The 16,760-nt window shown below is 57.1% G+C and carries 13 protein-coding genes, 1 pseudogene and 1 riboswitch; of the genes and pseudogenes, 7 read left to right on the forward strand and 7 right to left on the reverse strand.

The window, feature by feature from the left end:
* Window positions 1-323: 323 nt before the first annotated feature.
* Entirely contained in the window at window positions 324-1,154 is an 831-nt protein-coding gene (locus G6L28_RS07850; protein WP_174063288.1) for a UDP-2,3-diacylglucosamine diphosphatase, read from the reverse strand.
* Window positions 1,155-1,382: 228 nt separating this feature from the next.
* Between G6L28_RS07850 and G6L28_RS07855 the strand changes: the two genes are divergently transcribed.
* Window positions 1,383-3,698, forward strand: coding sequence for an NADP-dependent malic enzyme (locus G6L28_RS07855; protein ID WP_174063236.1), 2,316 nt, complete (start codon window positions 1,383-1,385; stop codon window positions 3,696-3,698).
* A gap of 169 nt (window positions 3,699-3,867) precedes the next feature.
* The gene (locus tag G6L28_RS07860) at window positions 3,868-4,983 is read left to right on the forward strand and encodes a DUF2865 domain-containing protein (protein ID WP_234902499.1); all 1,116 of its coding nucleotides are present in this window, start codon (window positions 3,868-3,870) and stop codon (window positions 4,981-4,983) included.
* Window positions 4,984-5,273: 290 nt separating this feature from the next.
* Here the strand turns inward: G6L28_RS07860 and bluB are convergent, their stop codons facing one another.
* Complete coding sequence (gene bluB / locus G6L28_RS07865) at window positions 5,274-5,960, reverse strand: 5,6-dimethylbenzimidazole synthase (RefSeq protein ID WP_174063237.1); 687 nt, start codon at window positions 5,958-5,960, stop codon at window positions 5,274-5,276.
* Between the two features lie 74 nt (window positions 5,961-6,034).
* Window positions 6,035-6,213, reverse strand: a riboswitch (cobalamin riboswitch).
* A 27-nt stretch (window positions 6,214-6,240) separates the two neighbouring features.
* The gene (locus G6L28_RS07870) at window positions 6,241-7,071 is read right to left on the reverse strand and encodes a TolB family protein (RefSeq protein ID WP_174063238.1); all 831 of its coding nucleotides are present in this window, start codon (window positions 7,069-7,071) and stop codon (window positions 6,241-6,243) included.
* A gap of 182 nt (window positions 7,072-7,253) precedes the next feature.
* Between G6L28_RS07870 and G6L28_RS07875 the strand changes: the two genes are divergently transcribed.
* Window positions 7,254-7,634 carry a VOC family protein gene (locus G6L28_RS07875; RefSeq protein ID WP_174063239.1) on the forward strand — a complete coding sequence of 127 codons (381 nt, stop codon included), beginning with the start codon at window positions 7,254-7,256 and terminating at the stop codon, window positions 7,632-7,634.
* Between the two features lie 39 nt (window positions 7,635-7,673).
* On the opposite strand, the gene G6L28_RS07880 is transcribed toward G6L28_RS07875, so the two are convergent.
* Window positions 7,674-9,353 carry an NAD+ synthase gene (locus tag G6L28_RS07880; RefSeq protein ID WP_174063240.1) on the reverse strand — a complete coding sequence of 560 codons (1,680 nt, stop codon included), beginning with the start codon at window positions 9,351-9,353 and terminating at the stop codon, window positions 7,674-7,676.
* Window positions 9,354-9,740: 387 nt separating this feature from the next.
* Between G6L28_RS07880 and G6L28_RS07885 the strand changes: the two genes are divergently transcribed.
* The 3 genes from G6L28_RS07885 to sthA all read left to right on the forward strand — a co-directional run bounded on the left by G6L28_RS07885 (window position 9,741) and on the right by sthA (window position 13,965).
* A complete protein-coding gene (locus G6L28_RS07885) occupies window positions 9,741-11,675 on the forward strand; it encodes an LTA synthase family protein (protein ID WP_174063241.1) in 1,935 nt (644 codons plus the stop codon).
* Between the two features lie 77 nt (window positions 11,676-11,752).
* Window positions 11,753-12,286, forward strand: coding sequence for a DUF1003 domain-containing protein (locus G6L28_RS07890; protein WP_174063242.1), 534 nt, complete (start codon window positions 11,753-11,755; stop codon window positions 12,284-12,286).
* A gap of 233 nt (window positions 12,287-12,519) precedes the next feature.
* Window positions 12,520-13,965, forward strand: coding sequence for a Si-specific NAD(P)(+) transhydrogenase (sthA, locus tag G6L28_RS07895; RefSeq protein WP_174063243.1), 1,446 nt, complete (start codon window positions 12,520-12,522; stop codon window positions 13,963-13,965).
* 80 nt (window positions 13,966-14,045) lie between these two features.
* Here sthA and G6L28_RS07900 read toward each other — a convergent pair whose 3' ends face one another.
* Together G6L28_RS07900 and G6L28_RS07905 are read right to left on the reverse strand one after the other, a co-directional pair.
* The gene (locus tag G6L28_RS07900) at window positions 14,046-14,699 is read right to left on the reverse strand and encodes a hypothetical protein (protein ID WP_174063244.1); all 654 of its coding nucleotides are present in this window, start codon (window positions 14,697-14,699) and stop codon (window positions 14,046-14,048) included.
* A gap of 935 nt (window positions 14,700-15,634) precedes the next feature.
* The gene (locus G6L28_RS07905) at window positions 15,635-16,165 is read right to left on the reverse strand and encodes a lipocalin family protein (protein WP_174063245.1); all 531 of its coding nucleotides are present in this window, start codon (window positions 16,163-16,165) and stop codon (window positions 15,635-15,637) included.
* Here G6L28_RS07905 and G6L28_RS07910 point away from each other — a divergent pair.
* Window positions 16,164-16,346 carry a hypothetical protein gene (locus G6L28_RS07910; RefSeq protein WP_174063234.1) on the forward strand — a complete coding sequence of 61 codons (183 nt, stop codon included), beginning with the start codon at window positions 16,164-16,166 and terminating at the stop codon, window positions 16,344-16,346. The two genes, G6L28_RS07905 and G6L28_RS07910, sit on opposite strands and share 2 nt — an antisense overlap.
* Here G6L28_RS07910 and G6L28_RS23120 read toward each other — a convergent pair.
* Window positions 16,263-16,703 (reverse strand): annotated as a pseudogene (locus tag G6L28_RS23120) (VOC family protein). The gene G6L28_RS07910 and the pseudogene G6L28_RS23120 overlap by 84 nt on opposite strands.
* Between the last annotated feature and the right edge of the window lie 57 nt (window positions 16,704-16,760).

The following is a 16,760-nucleotide window of genomic DNA, read 5'->3' on the forward strand; positions in this document are numbered from 1 at the left end:
CGCTGGGTGACGCTGAGCACGTGAGCCGAGGGGAGAACTGTGTCCGCAGTCAGCCACATCACCCATCAACCAGCCGACATGAACCAAGAACCGCCCCTCAAGAGAAAGGGCGGCGGGGTAAGGCGCATGCATGTCAGGTGGCTGTGTGGCTCACGTGGTTATGCAACGGTCCCACAAGGGGAGAGGTACCAACGCAAGCGGCGCGGCACTCACCCTATCTCTCCCCTTGTGGGAGAGAAAGCAATTTCAACATCTTAGCGTAGCTAAGTGTTAGAAATTGCCAGTGAGGGGTCCGGCCCTCTTTGCAGTTCTTTCTATGTACCTCAAGCCGCCTTGGAGCCGATCAACTTTGGAAACGCCACCGGCTCCAGTTGGCGAATGGTCGGCTGCTCGGCCTCATCGCTGGTCTGCATCCACGTGATCAGCTCGAAACTGCCGTCCATGTTCTCCACGATGGCGGTGCAGCTTTCCACCCAGTCGCCGGTGTTGATGTAGCGGATGCCATCGATATCCTCCATCACCGCATGATGGATATGGCCGCAGATGACACCGTCCACCTTGTTGCGGCGGGCCTCGTCGGCCACCACGCGCTGAAACTCGCCAATGAAGTTGACCGCGTGCTTTACCTGCAATTTCGCCCAGGCTGAAAATGACCAGTAAGGCAGGCCGATACGGCGGCGCACGGCAGCCAGTATCACGTTTATTGCAATAGCAGCATCATAGGCCCAGTCGCCGAGATAGGCGAGTAGTCGTGCATTACGAACGACGACATCGAATTCGTCGCCGTGGAGGACGAGGTATTTCTTGCCGTCAGCAGCCTCATGGATCATCCGCTCGGCCACTTCGATGCCGCCGAAATGGGTGCCGGGAAATTCACGAAGGAACTCGTCGTGGTTTCCCGGAATATAGACGATGCGAGCGCCCTTGCGCGCCTTGCGCAGCAATTTCTGCACGACATCGTTGCACCCTTGAGGCCAGTACCAACTACGGCGCAGTCTCCAGCCATCGATAATGTCACCGACCAGAATGATGGTATCGGCTTCGTGGTGCTTCAAAAAATCCAGCAGGAAATCCGTTTTGGCCGCTTTGGAGCCAAGATGCACATCGGAGATAAACAGGGTTCTGAAATGTCTGGTTTCGATCTGCCCGGCCATGGTTAGTCCCCTCGTCATAGCAAAGTCGCCTAGAAACTTTCGCCCCTTGCAAAACCAGACTCGTGTTTCAGCAAGATGACAACGGGGCATTCCGGTCACGAAACATCAACTTTTCGGAATATGTAAAGTGCTGGAATTGCGTGCTGAGGCCGAAATAAACGGCTGTACGCTGGGACTGTTTGTTGTATGCAGAGGCCTCCAAGAAACTTGAAATAAAGCGGTGAAAAGATGAGTTCTGAGGACAAGGGCAACCCACAAAGCAAAAACGCCAATGCGGATCTGGAAGAACAGGCGCTTTTCTATCACCGCTATCCGCGCCCCGGTAAGCTCGAAATCCAGGCGTCCAAGCCCCTTGGCAACCAGCGCGATCTCGCACTTGCCTATTCGCCTGGTGTTGCCGCACCCTGTCTCGCCATTCACGAGAACCCGGAAACCGCTGCCGAATACACGGCGCGCGCCAACCTCGTCGCCGTAATTTCCAACGGTACCGCCGTTCTGGGTCTCGGCAATATCGGCCCGCTTGCTTCCAAGCCGGTCATGGAAGGCAAAGCCGTTCTCTTCAAGAAATTCGCCGGCATTGATGTTTTCGACATCGAGATCGACGCGCCCGGCATCAACGACATGGTGTCCACCATCTCCGCGCTTGAACCTACATTCGGAGGCATCAACCTTGAAGACATCAAGGCGCCTGAATGTTTCGAAGTCGAACGCCAGTTGCGCGAGAAGATGAACATCCCGGTGTTCCATGATGACCAGCATGGAACGGCCATCATCGTCGCGGCTGCGGTCACCAACGCTCTTGAGCTCGCCGGAAAATCGCTCTCCAGCGTCAAGATCGTTACGTCCGGCGCAGGTGCCGCCGCTCTCGCCTGCCTCAACCTGCTCGTTGAAATGGGCGCAAAGCGCGAGAACATCTGGGTCCACGACATCGAAGGCCTGGTCTATGATGGCCGCAATACGCTGATGGATGAGTGGAAGGAAATCTACGCGCAGAAGACGGACAAGCGCGTGCTGGCAGAGTCCATCGAAGGCGCCGACGTCTTTCTCGGCCTGTCCGCTGCTGGCGTTTTAAAGCCGGAACTTCTGGCGCAGATGGCCGAAAAGCCGCTCATTCTGGCACTCGCCAACCCCACACCGGAAATCATGCCGGAACTGGCCCGCACCGCCCGCCCGGATGCGATGATCTGCACCGGCCGTTCGGATTTCCCGAACCAGGTGAACAACGTCCTCTGCTTCCCTTACATCTTCCGTGGCGCGCTGGATTGCGGCGCAACCAGCATCAACGAAGAAATGAAGATGGCCGCAGTGCAGGCGATTGCGGAACTGGCCCGTGAGGAAGTGTCCGAAGTCGCAGCGAGAGCCTATAGCGGCGATACGCCGGTTTTCGGCCCGAATTACCTCATTCCCTCGCCCTTTGATCCACGCCTCATCCTGCGCATAGCACCAGCCGTCGCCCGCGCCGCTGCGGCAAGCGGCGTGGCTGCACGCCCGATCACGGATTTCGACGCATATCTCGATCAGCTGAACCGCTTCGTCTGGCGCTCCGGTTTCATCATGAAGCCCATCTTCAATACCGCGAAGGCGGCAGAGAAGAAGCGCATCATCTTTGCGGAAGGCGAAGACGAGCGCGTGCTGCGCGCCGCACAGGTTCTGCTCGAAGAAGGCACCGGCGTTCCGATCCTCATCGGTCGCCCGCAGATCATCGAAACCCGCCTGAAACGCTTCGGCCTGCGCATCCGCCCGCACACGGATTTCGCCGTGGTCAACCCGGAAGACGATCCACGTTACCGTGAATATGTCGATGATTACTTCGCGCTGGTTGGCCGCGCGGGCATCAACCCGGAAGCCGCGCGAACCATCGTTCGCACCAATACGACCGTCATCGGCGCGCTCTCCGTCAAACGCGGCGAAGCGGACGCCCTGATCTGCGGTCTGGAAGGCCGTTTCGACCGCCACCTGCGCGATGTGAACCAGATCATCGGCAAGCGCGAAGACGCGCAGTCTTTTGCTGGTCTCAGCCTGTTGATTACCCAGCAGGGCGCGTTGTTCATGACGGATACCTTCGTCAACTACGATCCGACATCGGAAGAAATTGCCGAAATGGCGATCCTCGCGGCAAAGGAAATCAAGCGCTTCGGGATCACGCCGAAGATCGCACTCGCCAGTCACTCCAATTTCGGTTCCCGCGATTCAGAAAGCGCACGCAAGATGCGTCGTGCATTGAAGCTTGTGCGTGAAGCTGCACCGGAACTGGAAATCGATGGTGAAATGCAGGGTGGCTCGGCGCTGTCGGAAACATTGCGCAAGCGCGCGATGCCGAACAGTTCGCTTTCCGGCGAGGCAAACCTTTTGGTCTTCCCCAACCTCGACGCGGCGAACATTTCGCTCGGCGTTGTCCGCACCATGACGGAAGGTCTGCATGTCGGCCCGCTGTTGCTTGGCACGGCCATGCCCGCACACATCCTGTCGCCTACCGTCACCTCTCGCGGTGTGGTGAACATGGCGGCGCTTGCCGTCGTGCAGGCATCACACCCATCGGTGTGATCCTGTAAGGCGGGATTAACGCAATTTTGAACTGGCTGTTGCCGCATTGCGGCACGGCCCTATGCTATCCTGAACTTAAAATCGCCATCCGCGTTTGTGCATCAGCATCTGCGAACAACGCTCAACAGGATAGAGCCCGCATGATATCGGGCAGGAAACGGACGGACCATTGAACCCGCGCCGCGGCCGAATGATCGGCACCATCATAGCCCTCACGCTGGCTGCCCCCTTGTCCGCGCAGGCGAATGCCGTGTGCGAATCCCTGCGTGCCCAGCTTAACCAGCCTACACGCATCGGCAACACCGCCGAGGTTCGTCAGTATGCAAACGCTCTGACGCAGCAGAACATCGTGATCCGGCGTATCAAGAACGAAATGCGAAGCTATGGCTGCTCTTCCGGCAGCGTCATTCGCTACGGCAACCCCAATGCAGGGCTTTGCGCGGAAATCGGTGATGCGCTGATGCAGGCGGAAGCAGAGCGGGACATGATCGCCGAGGACCGAGATCGCATGCTGTCGATGCAGCGCGAGGAGCGTTCCGGTGGTGAGCGGCAGCGGATCATGGCCGCTCTGGACGCCGAAGGGTGCTTCGATGAGCCCACACCGGATTTCGCCTCCAACGATCCCTATCAGACCCGCGAAATGCGAGGCTATTCCGATCCGTTCAACGAGCCGGATCGACAGGACTACGCCCCGCCATCCGATATTCCGATGCAGGGAGGCTTGAGAACGCTGTGCGTGCGCACCTGCGATGGCGCGTTCTTCCCGATTTCCTCCAACGCTACTCCGCTGGATTTCCGGGCTCAGGCAGCGCAATGCGAACGCATGTGCCCCGGCACGGAAACGGAGCTTTTCTACCACTCGCTTCAGGGGCAGGAAAGCTCGGACATGGTTTCAGCCAAGACCGGTCAGCCTTACACCTCCATGCCAACCGCCTTCGCTTACAAAAACGGCTCACCGACCAATCGCACGCCTTCGTGCAGCTGCAATATGGCGGCTTATCACGATGAGATGAAAAAATTGGGGGAGCAGGAAGCGAAAGCCCCGCAGTCACAACCTTCGCAACAATATTCCAGCATCACCGTGCTTCCGTCACCGAAAATAGAGGCGGCTCCAAAGCCTGATGAGCCAACAGTAGAGGCGACGGCACAAGCGATTCCAGAGCGCGATTACGACCCCAAAAACAGCAAGGTCCGCGTCGTCGGCCCACAGTTTTTGCCGGAAGAGACGAGTAGGATTGATCTGAAGAACCCGGCTTTGAAAGGTGCTCAGCCGCAGCAGGAGTGAGGTTGCCTGGCCGAGAGGGAGCGCTACCCCTCACCTGAAAAATCTATGGCTTAGCTGAAGCTAAGACCATGATTTTTCTTCCTCTCCCACAAGGGTAGAGGTAACCCGCCGCACCGCTTCGACACTTTACAAAGGTCGAGATGGAGGTAGACGGCGCAGCATATCTATCTCTCCCCCTGTGGGAGAGAAAGCAATTTCAACACCTTAGCCAAAGGCTAAGTGTTAGAAATTGCAAGTGAGGGGTTTGCTGCCTTACCTCAGTCTTCAAAGCAAAACGGTGAAAGCCAAACCTACCTCTCCCCCCAACGCCCCCTGAACACCAACTCCTCCAATGGCAATCGCTGACGCCAGCCCTTCACCGCAAGCTCCGGCTCCGCATAAAGCTGCTCCACCCACCCCAGGCAAAGCCATGCGACAATCTCGATATGCGCAGGAATGCCGAGAATAGCCCGAATATCCTCGTCATGAAAAATGCTGACCCAGCCAACGCCGATGCCTTCCGCGCGCGCCGCGAGCCACAGGTTCTGCACCGCGCAAACGGTTGAGTAGACGTCCATGCGGGGATTGTGCGTGCGGCCCAGCACCACATCGCCGCCCCTTGTCGGATCGCAGGTGACGCATACCGATAGCGGTGCCTTGCGAATACCCTCAAGTTTCAAATTGCGATAAAGCGCCTGTTTGTCATCGGCAAACATCGCAACCGCTTCCTCGTTGGCGCGGGAAAAAGCCTGCCATACCGCCTGCCTGGTTTCGGCGTCACTGACCAGCGTGAAATTCCAGGGCTGCATGAAACCAACGGACGGCGCGGCATGGGCAGCTTTTAACAGCCGCTCCACCAGTTCATCCGGTAGCGGATCAGGCAAGAACTGGTCGCGCACATCACGACGTGTCTCGATAGCACGGTAAACTGCAGCCCTTTCGTCGTCCGAAAACCTTTCGGCGGGCAGCAGCGCATGGTCGTAATCATCAGGTCGCATCGTCTATCCCCAACAATGCAAAGCGGCAGCGTCTCAAAACACACCGCGCTTCCAACCCTCCGCCGTCCGCGCGGGCGGGTCTATCGCGTCAGGCCGGTCTTCTGACTTGGCTTCATCTGCCCGCTGCCGCCTTCCCGATAATCAGTGGCTTATGGCAACAGGCATCCGCCTCACAGCGTTGGGCACGTTGCGGGCTTGCACCGCATTCCCGATTCTCCCGCCAAAGGCAGGCACCTGACGTTAGGCGTTATGGCCAATGTGGCTGGCGAAAGCAACCTGCTCAGGCTGCGGGAAAATAGCGCACATAGGCAAATTCATCACCATCCGGCGACCAGTTGGGAGAGTTCATCGTACCCTGCCCGCCAAAGAGATCGAACAGGGTTTCGACATTGCCGCCATCCGGGTCCATCAAGCGCGCACGCACATTCAGGTCGCGAGGGTGATCGAAAACGTCGCCGTCATAAGAGATGAAGACCACCTTATCTCCTTTGGGAGACGGATGAGGAAACCAGTCGCCATAGGCGCTGTCGGTAATACGCTCTACGTCGGAGCCATCCGGCCTTACCCGCCAGATCTGCATCTGGCCGGTACGGCTGGAGTTGAAGTAAATCCACGCTCCATCCGGCGAGTAATCCGGCCCGTCATTGCGCCCCTCGCCATGCGTCAGCCGTGTTTCCGTGCCGCTTTCTATATCCATGGAATAGATGTCGAAAACATCGTTGCGAATACCGCAATAGGCGAAGCTCTTCCCATCCGGCGCCCAGCCATGCCAGTAAGACGGCAGGTTCTTCGTCATCAACCTCGGTGCGCCACCCGAAGATGGCAGAAGATAAATCGCGCTTTTGCCGAACTCGACCTTGTCCGAAATCGCATAAAGCGACCCATCCGGCGAAATGCCGTGATCGTTGTTACACTGAGTCGCAAAGCCCGTATCGACCTTCTCGATCTCACCGTTTCCAACCACAGGCAGTCGATAAAGCAACCCCTCGGTGTTTAGGAGCAGATATGTCCCATCCGGTGACCAGTTCGGCGCCTCGAACAGCTTTTCCGTCTGCCACACCACCCGGTTTTCGCGGGTACGAATGTTGAATATCTCCACTGAACTGCGCATCGTTCCTCCCGGCTGCAATCATTAAGCACCTGACAAAGCGAATATTTCTTTGCTTCACTCAAAACGCCAACTATGATCATATTGTCGTAGGCACCGCCCTGCAAACGTGAATAGGAAGATGGCAGCGTTACCGCACCGCCCGTATCGCCAGCGCAAACTCTTCCCACTATTGAGGTCTCACGATGACGACCATCGCCGATCAGGCCATTCGCTTTGGACGAGTGGCTCCCATGATTCCAGTCAAAAACATCCAGATAGCACACGACTTCTATGTGGGCGTGCTGGGATTTCGAAAAACCTTTGAAAACGGCAACCCCGTCGGCTTCATCATTTTGAAGCGGGACGATGCGGAACTGCATTTAACCTTGCAACCCGCTCACGAGGCCGCATCATTCAATGTGGCGCATATGCTTGTTAGCAATATCGATGAGCTGCATGATTTGTGTAGTAAACACGGCCTACGCATCATCAAGAGTCTACAAAACAAGGACTATGGATTGAGGGCCTTCGTTTTTAAAGACCCTGATGGAAACAGGATCGATGTAGGGCAGATCATAGCCTGAAAAGCTGAACGGCGCGCTTATCCCGCGCCGCTCGTCTTATCACCGATCCCGGAACCGGTTGGTAATCGGATATCGCCGGTCCCGACCAAAGTTCTTCTTGGTGATCTTCACGCCCGGCGCAGACTGGCGGCGCTTGTATTCGGCGAGATAAAGTAGATGCTCGATGCGGTGGACGGTCGCCACATCATGGCCGCGTGCAACGATCTCCTCGACCGACATTTCCTGCTCGACAAGGCATTCGAGAATGTCGTCCAGCACCGGATAGGGCGGCAGCGAATCCTGGTCCGTCTGGTTTGGACGCAGTTCCGCCGAGGGTGCCTTGGAGATGATGTTTTCTGGAATGACCTCGCCGGAAGGCCCAAGCACGTCCGGTGGTACATGGCCATTTCGCCATTTCGAAATGGCATAGACCTGCATCTTGTAGAGATCCTTGATGGGATTGAAGCCGCCATTCATGTCGCCATAAAGGGTGGCGTAGCCGACTGACATTTCCGACTTGTTGCCCGTCGTCACCACCATGGAACCGAACTTGTTGGACACCGCCATCAGGATCGTGCCACGCGCACGGCTCTGGAGGTTTTCCTCGGTGATGCCCTCCTCCGTTCCTTCGAAAAGGTCGGACAGCGCCGTCGTGAAACCGTCAACCGGTTCGGCAATCGGCACGATATCGTAGCGGCAACCCAGCGCCTTGGCGCAATCCGCTGCATCCTTCAGCGATTCTTCGGAGGTATAGCGGTAAGGCAGCATGATGCAGCGCACCCGCTCCTCTCCCAGCGCATCGACCGCAATTGCCGCGCAGATGGCCGAATCGATGCCGCCGGAAAGGCCAAGAACGACGCTCTTGAAGCCGTTCTTGTTTACGTAATCGCGGAAACCCAGCACGCAGGCGCGGTAATCGGCCTCCTCACCTTCGGGAATATGCGAGAATGGTCCGTGCTCGCAGTGCCAGCCTTTTTCAGTTCGCTTCCAGTCCGTCACCGTGAGCGTGGCTTCGAACTGGCTCATCTGGAAGGCGAGCGACTTGTCCGCATTGAAACCGAAGCTTGCGCCATCGAAGACGAGTTCATCCTGCCCGCCAAGCTGGTTGGCGAATATCAGCGGCAGACCGCTTTCGATGACCTGACGCAAAGCCACCTGATGGCGCACATCCACCTTGCCGCGATAATAAGGCGAACCGTTCGGCACCAGAAGGATTTCCGCGCCCGCTTCCGCCAGCGTCTCGCACACGCCGATGTCGTTCCAGATTTCCTCGCAGATCGGAATACCGATGCGAACACCCCTGAAATTATAGGGGCCGGAGATCGAACCTTCGCTGAACACCCGCTTTTCGTCGAACTCACCGTAATTCGGCAAATCCACCTTGTCGCGCAGCGCAACGATCTTGCCGCCGTCCAGCAGCGCAACGGAATTGTGCCGTCCGGTTTCGCCCTGCCTTGGCAAGCCAATGATGACCCCCGGTCCGCCATCCGCCGTTTCCGCCGCCAGTTCTTCCACCGCCTTAAGGCAGGATTTAAGAAAAGCGGGTTTCAAAACCAGATCTTCCGGCGGATAGCCGGAGATGAAAAGCTCCGTCAGCAGCAGCAGATCGGCACCCTGCTTTGCCGCGTCGGCTCTGGCGTCTCGTGCCTTGGCAAGGTTGCCTGCAACGTCGCCCACGGTGGGGTTGAACTGCCCTACGGCAATCCGCAAAGTGTGTGGAATGGAGTGTGCTTCGCTCATGCCTACTTCATTATCGCGCCCTCGCCCGATGCGCAACGCGGCCAGTCAAACTGTTTTACACGAGCAGGTTTCCGCGCTCATTCATGCAATTCACGCGATGGTTATCTCATAGCCTTGTGAATTACGCATAGTTCATGTCGCGTTCATTGCGCTTATGTGACAGTGAAGTGACACTTTCATGACAGGCGATTCACCGCCTGCTTCAGAGTCTGTTTGGAAACTTGGCGGCTGAGAGCCGGAGAATGATTTTTGTGTGCTGCAAGGAGAAGATCGTAGGCGATATCCTTCGATATCGGCAAGATTTTCGACGCAGCAGAACGCTAAAAGCATCACCGGATCGACCCGTCCGAGTTTTTAAACAGGCCCTAAGACTGCCGGAGTAATACATTGACGAATTCGGTGCCTAAAACAACGGTTGCCGAAAGGGCAAAACTCGTCCTTTCAAAACCGTGGCAACGCTCCCCCGCCCGCCTTGCAAATGATCTCTACCCATTCTTAAACTTGGCTCTGGCCGCGATTTTGCTGATCGTCTGCATGGAGTGGATCGCGCGCGGCACGCTGCATGACGTAGGCGAGTTCCTCACCTCCTCAGCGCGTCCGGGGATGACCACGATCGCCGCAGTCGTTCTCGCGCTCATGGCACTCGATGCGCTGTTCGGTCGATATTATCAGTCGTTGCTGGTTGCAGTTCCGCTGCTGGTCGTTCCGGCCTTCATTTCCAGTCAGAAGCAGCTTTATCTGTCGGATCCGCTTTACCCGTCCGATCTTCTGTTCGGACGCCAGATCCTGCAACTGCTGCCGCCCATGCTGAAGGCGCAACCGGTGACCGGTGTTCTCGTCTTCGGCGGTCTGGCGCTCGCCATCGCCGGCTTTGTTTTCTTCTGGCTACTTTGCCGTAAACTTGCGCCGGTCATGGGATTGAAGTCGCGGCTGTGGCGCCTGTCGCTCGCCATTCCACTGCTGGCCGGGCTTGGTTCTTTGATGGAATATTCGCACTATTCCTGGGTTCGGGATCGCCTGAACATCATTCCCATGATGTGGGACCAGAAGGAGAACTATCGTCATAACGGCTTCGTCATGGCCTTCGCCTTCAACATTCCGATGGCAAATGTGGCAGCACCCGTAAACTACGGCGAAAACACGATTTCGGATATCGCCTCGGACGGCTCGGCCTTTGCCGTCAACCGCAGCGCGCGACCGGATGTCATCATGATCATGAGCGAGTCGCTGTTCGATCCGACCCGGCTGAAAGATATCGACTTTTCGAAAGACCCCATGCCGACGATCCGCGCACGGCAGTCCGGCAACGTCTTTTCGCCGGAGTTCGGCGGCATGACGGCGAATGTGGAATTCGAGGCGCTGACCGGTTTCACCAATGCCTTTCTGCCCTACGGCAGCATCCCCTATCAACAATATATTCGCCGCCACATGCCGTCGCTTGCCACCTTCTTCCGTGGCGAAGGCTATTCGGCGATTGCCATGCATCCGTTTCAGGAATGGTTCTGGAACCGCCGCGAGGTCTACAAGCACTTCGGTTTCGAGGAATTCCGCTCGGAAGAAACGCTGCCGCCCATGGAAAAGCGCGGCACTTTCGCGTCGGACGAAGCGCTGACCAAAGAAATCATGCAGACGGTGGATGCAGCGGAAAACCCGCTCTTCCTGTTTGCGGTCACCCTGCAGGGACACGGGCCCTATGAGCCAAACCGGTACGCGCAAAACGCCATTTCGGTCAACGGCAACCTGTCAGAGGGTGCCACACAGGCACTTTCGACCTACACACAGGGCGTTTCCGAAGCCGATGCCAGTCTCGCGAAACTGATGAAGTGGGCGAAGTCCCGCGAGCGCGAAACCGTTATCGTCCTCTTTGGAGATCATCTGCCACCCTTGGGACAGGCCTTCGTGGAAAGCGGATACATGCCCGACATGGTCGCCTCGCGCCGCGCCCCGCTGGAAACAATGAAAAAGGAGCATGAAACACCGCTCGTCGTCTGGTCGTCCAGAACCGGTGTTCAGAAAAAGCTCGGCACGATCAGCCCTGCCCTTCTGCCCTATCATGTTCTGAAGACCGCAGGTTTCGACGATCCGTTCTACACCGGCGTTCTCGGCAACGTGCAGAAATCCTACTCGGTCATCGACAGGCATATGCTGGTGAAAAAGAATGGTCAGGCGGTCCCAGACTGGGCAACCGCACCAGCGGACGTTTCCTCTTCGCTAAACGAATACCGGCTGCTGCAATTCGACATGATGTTTGGCAACCAGTTCGGCAAGGACCGTTTCTTCCCCGGTTTTACGTGGGTGAACAGCGAAGAACCGTCCGCCTGAACCGGGCAGCCAAGGAATTCCATTGAACTCTCGTCGCCCTTGCGCTTATCTCCTCCGTAGCCTTTCGGAGGAGATTCATGTCGGCAGTTCCTGATTACATCGTGTCGCACTTCAAGCGCTCCTCGCGGACTATCGGAGAGATCGAAAAACGCATTCTGGAGGTCGCGCACCAGAAGCAGCTCATCTCCACAGACACCAATGCCGCTTTCTCGAAACACGCAAGCGTCGGCGAGCGGCTGGCGGATAACATCGCAAGAATTGGCGGCTCATGGGGCTTTATTATCGGCTTCATGGTTTTTCTGGTGGTATGGGCCATCGTCAATACCGTGGTCCTGACGACCCGTGCTTTCTACCCCTTCGTCTTCCTCAATCTCATCCTCTCCATGCTCGCCGCCATTCAAGCGCCCATCATCATGATGTCGCAGAACCGGCAGGCAGCGCGGGATCGCTTCGATGCGGAAAAGGATTACGAGGTGAACCTGAAGGCAGAGCTGGAAGTGCTATCCCTGCACGAAAAGATCGACGTGAAGGTATTGGCCGAACTTGCCGCCCTGCGCCAGGAAATCGCCAGATTGCACGGCGCAAGTCAGTCTTCGCGAGAGCTTCCCTAATCTTCTTGCATCAGCCGCATATTCTTTTTGCGGCTTTTTCTGTGCTGGTTACGAATCCGTCAGATTTCTTCGCTACAGATTGACGCAGGCGTTTGTTGCATTGCACTCTGACCGGGTGCGAACACGAGAATCATTGTCGTGTCGCGAAAGCATCGTGCTTTTCGTCGCAACAACACCGGACGCAGGTCGCTCGGCATGCAATATGGCAATTCCAGTTCAGAGGGCATTTTTCCATGAACCAGTACGATCTCATTGTTGTCGGCAGCGGCCCTGCGGGCAGACGCGCCGCCATTCAGGCCGCAAAGCTGGACAAGACCGTTCTGGTTATCGAAAAAGGCAGCCGCGTCGGCGGTGTCTCTGTCCACACCGGCACCATTCCTTCGAAGACCATGCGCGAAACCGCGCTCAATCTCTCCGGCTGGCGCGAGCGCGGTTTTTACGGACGCTCCTACCGCGTCAAGGAAGAGATCAGCGCGGAAGACCTGCGCCGCCGTCTTCTCATCACGCTCAATCATGAAGTCGAAGTGCTGGAGCACCAGTTTGCCCGCAACCGCGTTCAGCACATTCGCGGCAAGGCCAGCTTCGTTACCGCCGATACGCTGCAAATCACCAAGGAAGATGGCGAAGTCGTGCATGTCATGGGCAAGAGCATCCTGCTCGCAGTCGGCACACGCCCCTTCCGCCCGGATTACATGCCTTTCGATGGCAAGACGGTGATCGACAGCGACGAGTTGCTGGAAATCGAAAAACTGCCGCGCTCGATGGTCGTCATCGGTGCAGGCGTTATCGGTATCGAATATGCGACGATCTTCAGCGCACTCGATACAGCCGTCACGCTCATAGATCCGAAAGCGACGATGCTGGACTTCATCGACAGGGAAATCGTCGAGGACTTCACCTACCAGCTGCGCGATCGCAACATGAAGCTACTGCTGGGTCAAAAAGCGGAAAAGGTGGAGCATACGCCGGAAGGCAAGGTCTCGGTCACGCTCGATAACGGCCGCACGATCATCACGGAAATGGTCATGTTCGCCGCTGGCCGCATGGGCGCGACCGATACGCTGAACCTTGCCGCCGCCGGTCTCGAAGCAGACAGTCGTGGCCGTCTCTCCGTCAATCCGGAAACATTCGAAACGAAGGTGCCGGGCATATTTGCAGCCGGTGATGTGATCGGCTTCCCAAGCCTTGCTTCGACCTCGATGGAACAGGGCCGAATCGCAGCCCGTGTCGCCGTCGGCGCCATCGGCATGGAGCCGCAGAAATATTTCCCATACGGTATTTATGCCGTTCCGGAAATTTCCACCTGCGGCCTGACAGAAGAGGAAATGAAGGAACGCGGCATCCCTTACGAGTGCGGCATCGCCCGTTTCCGTGAAACCTCACGCGGCCACATCATGGGCCTCGATAGCGGCCTGCTCAAGCTCATTTTCTCTCTGAAAACACGCCGCCTGCTTGGCGTTCACATCGTTGGTGAAGGCGCAACGGAACTTGTCCACATCGGCCAGGCCGTGCTGAACCTCAAAGGCACCGTCGAGTATTTCGTAGAGAACACCTTCAATTATCCGACGCTCGCCGAAGCCTACAAGATCGCAGGCCTCGACGCATGGAACCGCATGGGCGACATCAAGAAAAACGAAGAAACGCTGCAAGACCCTGCACCAAAAATCGCAAGCGCCTGATCTCTGGTTTTAGAGCGTTTCCTTGCCAAGCGGGAAACGCGCCAAGCACGGCAACGGCCTTCCACGGACGTTGCCAGCCACTACCAGCGAATACTGTAACGCGCATTGACCGAGGGACGAAAGCGGTCTTCGTATCCCTGGTTCAGCCGTCCCGTCACCGTCAAATGATCGCCGAACTTCTGCTCCACCGCCACACTGGAACTGAATTCATCGAATGTATCGCGGCTCGCTCCGGTCAGGATGAACGCCGTTCCGGTCGCCGAGCGGGTGAGCCGAAGCGACTGGGAAACGTCCAGCCCGCTCCACTGCTGCGCCGTGCCATCATAACGCATCGTCATATTCCGGTTGGCTTCCAGATCGAAATCCGGTGTTGCGATCCGTTTTTGCGAGGTCGTCATCGTCCACGCGCCTGAACCGCTAATCGCATTCATCAGCACGCCTATGTCACCCGCAATCTTCACCCCCGGCAAATTGGCCGAAAGCAGCGTTACGTTGCCCCAGAATTTGACTGGGGTATCGACCACCGCGCCGGTCTCCGAGGCATTCATGCCCATCTCGAATCCCGCCCTGATCGGCGTCTCGGTGGGCAGCTTCGCGCCGATGCGGGCAGAATAAGACCGGTCGGAATTCTTGGCTGGAGCCCAGATCAGTCCCCGCTCCTGCCCTTTCACGGTCACAGGCTGCGCAAGTGCGATAGCTCCCACGACGAGAGCTCCCACGATCTTGATATTCATGTCTCTTCCTCAAGCTTTGAAAGGTCTGCCGTCCTTGGGAGGATAACGGCAAGCCTCGTTCTGGCTTTTTCGAGCGGCATCCTGTTCCAGACGTCACCCGGGATGGTTCGGCATCAGGCGCACCGCACCTCGACATGCCCGTCGCAATACCGCACCACAGCCAATCGTAAGGCTGTCGTCGCAGTTCGCTTAATTCAGATCATACGGGCACCGTGGCCACCGCCGATGACGCCCGCAAAAGAGATGAAACTGAAGGCCGAAGCCAGGTTGCGCTTGCTCGCAACGCTCATGCCCCCCTGAAAACACGAGGGGGCAAATCACTCACCAAAAAATGCCAGATGAACGGGAGATGAACAAGAGTTGACGCCGGAAAAAGTCGTCACGCACCGCTTTGTGATCGGGGAAGCCCGCTGGTTTTCATCATATCGGGCTTGAGCAGCGGCCGTACATTTAAAAAAAATGCATGTGGACAGAGTATCCATGGAGCGAGGACATTACCCTTCCACCGTCATCCTAGGGCTTGTCCCACTGCTGTCCGGTTTAAATATTCAGGAATGATGCAGGGTATTGATTCCATGCATATTCTGTCCGTTCTCGTGATTTTGGACATTAGCGGAAGACCGGCATGGGATAGGTGATTGGCACCATAGCCAAACCCACCGCCGTCATCCTCGGCCTTGAGCCGAGGATCCATTCACCTCTCAATGAATTCAAACGGTTGTGGATCCTCGGGTCAAGCCCGAGGATGACGGCAGTGGGGGCGGAGCCGTCGAGGCACCCTATCTGGGTAACGGTGCAGGAACGCTCGTCAACGTAAACCGGACAGCAGTGGGCTTGTCCCTAGGATCTAATCACGCTTCTGCGGATGCAACGTTGCAAATCCTCGAAACGAGTTACGAGCAAAAGGCCGGCTCTCTCTTCACACGGCCCGCAACTCAAAACTCAGGAAACTCAAGCTTCTTCGTATCATATCCAAGCTCGCTCGCCTTCCGCACCATCGCCGCCAGCCTGGCTTTCGACGGAACACTCCGAGAATAAATCCACAGGTGTTCCAGGTCGGGCGTGCCGCTGATAAACCAGTTACGATCGGGCGATTTGTACAGGACCCAATAATTAAACGTGATGAACAGAGGATAGCGGACCCGCAGCTTGGCATGCGTGGTCTCTTTATCCACCAGAGTGCCAAGTCCCTCGATCGTTTTAAGCTCGCCCTGCGGTGAGCCTTCCCGGCAACCGTCCTGCACGGCCACCTCGCCCGGAGCATTGCCCGGCTTATAAATCGTAAAGCCAGCCACGCATCCATCCGTCAGCCGCATCGGCGTTCTGCCGATTTCCAGCCATTTGCCACGATAGTGAGATGAGTCGATCTTTGCCACGGACGGTTCGGCCTTCACTTCCGTAACGAGGCAGGCGCTTAGGGCGCAAAAGGCAAGCCCGGCAGTGGCCAATCGTGTGAAACTCAGCATGGCAGCCTCCTCAGCAAGATATGCTGCAAAAAACGCAATCACGCGCTGCCAGTTGCATCACCCAATGAAAACACTCGAATGTGATGTGGTCATCGGCTCAGGAAACCACCCGACCGTCGGGATACTCGGCAGGGCCTTTGATTTCGAGCACATTGCCGAATGGATCGCGTATGTAAAATGAGTGGCCCATGCCCCGCGAGCCGCCATGCAGAGCCTCACGATGGATCTCCACCCCGTGCTGCTCCAGATGGGAGCGCAGTGCCTCATGCTCGAAAGGCCCGGTGGCGATGCAGATGTGGTCTACGTTGCGCCCGCCCGCAACCGGGGGCGCGGCCTTCTGCCCGCCCGGATGCGTAATGTCCTAAAGCACGATCAGCGATGCGCCACACCAAACCTGCTCCATGCCAAGCGCGGGATAGGTATAGCCCGAACGGCACCCAAGCACCTCGTGGTAGAAACGAAGTGCTTTCGGCATCTCATCCACAAGCAGAACGACATGATCGATACCCACCAGCGAAAATGGCACATTTGACGTCATCAACGACCCTCCCAGGTTGAAGCAACATCAACCTCGAAATCGGGCGCAACGTCAAAC

Source organism: Agrobacterium larrymoorei (assembly GCF_013322225.1).
In the GTDB taxonomy this organism is placed as follows: Bacteria; Pseudomonadota; Alphaproteobacteria; order Rhizobiales; family Rhizobiaceae; genus Agrobacterium; species Agrobacterium larrymoorei_A.

Coding starts and splice junctions, on each gene's coding strand:
- sthA (WP_174063243.1), top strand. CDS start 12,520: ATGAACCAGTACGATCTCATTGTTGTCGGCAGCGGCCCTGCGGGCAGA.
- G6L28_RS07890 (WP_174063242.1), top strand. CDS start 11,753: ATGTCGGCAGTTCCTGATTACATCGTGTCGCACTTCAAGCGCTCCTCG.
- G6L28_RS07850 (WP_174063288.1), bottom strand. CDS start 1,154: ATGGCCGGGCAGATCGAAACCAGACATTTCAGAACCCTGTTTATCTCC.
- G6L28_RS07855 (WP_174063236.1), top strand. CDS start 1,383: ATGAGTTCTGAGGACAAGGGCAACCCACAAAGCAAAAACGCCAATGCG.
- G6L28_RS07900 (WP_174063244.1), bottom strand. CDS start 14,699: ATGAATATCAAGATCGTGGGAGCTCTCGTCGTGGGAGCTATCGCACTT.
- G6L28_RS07870 (WP_174063238.1), bottom strand. CDS start 7,071: ATGCGCAGTTCAGTGGAGATATTCAACATTCGTACCCGCGAAAACCGG.
- G6L28_RS07875 (WP_174063239.1), top strand. CDS start 7,254: ATGACGACCATCGCCGATCAGGCCATTCGCTTTGGACGAGTGGCTCCC.
- G6L28_RS07880 (WP_174063240.1), bottom strand. CDS start 9,353: ATGAGCGAAGCACACTCCATTCCACACACTTTGCGGATTGCCGTAGGG.
- bluB (WP_174063237.1), bottom strand. CDS start 5,960: ATGCGACCTGATGATTACGACCATGCGCTGCTGCCCGCCGAAAGGTTT.
- G6L28_RS07910 (WP_174063234.1), top strand. CDS start 16,164: ATGGCAGCCTCCTCAGCAAGATATGCTGCAAAAAACGCAATCACGCGC.
- G6L28_RS07905 (WP_174063245.1), bottom strand. CDS start 16,165: ATGCTGAGTTTCACACGATTGGCCACTGCCGGGCTTGCCTTTTGCGCC.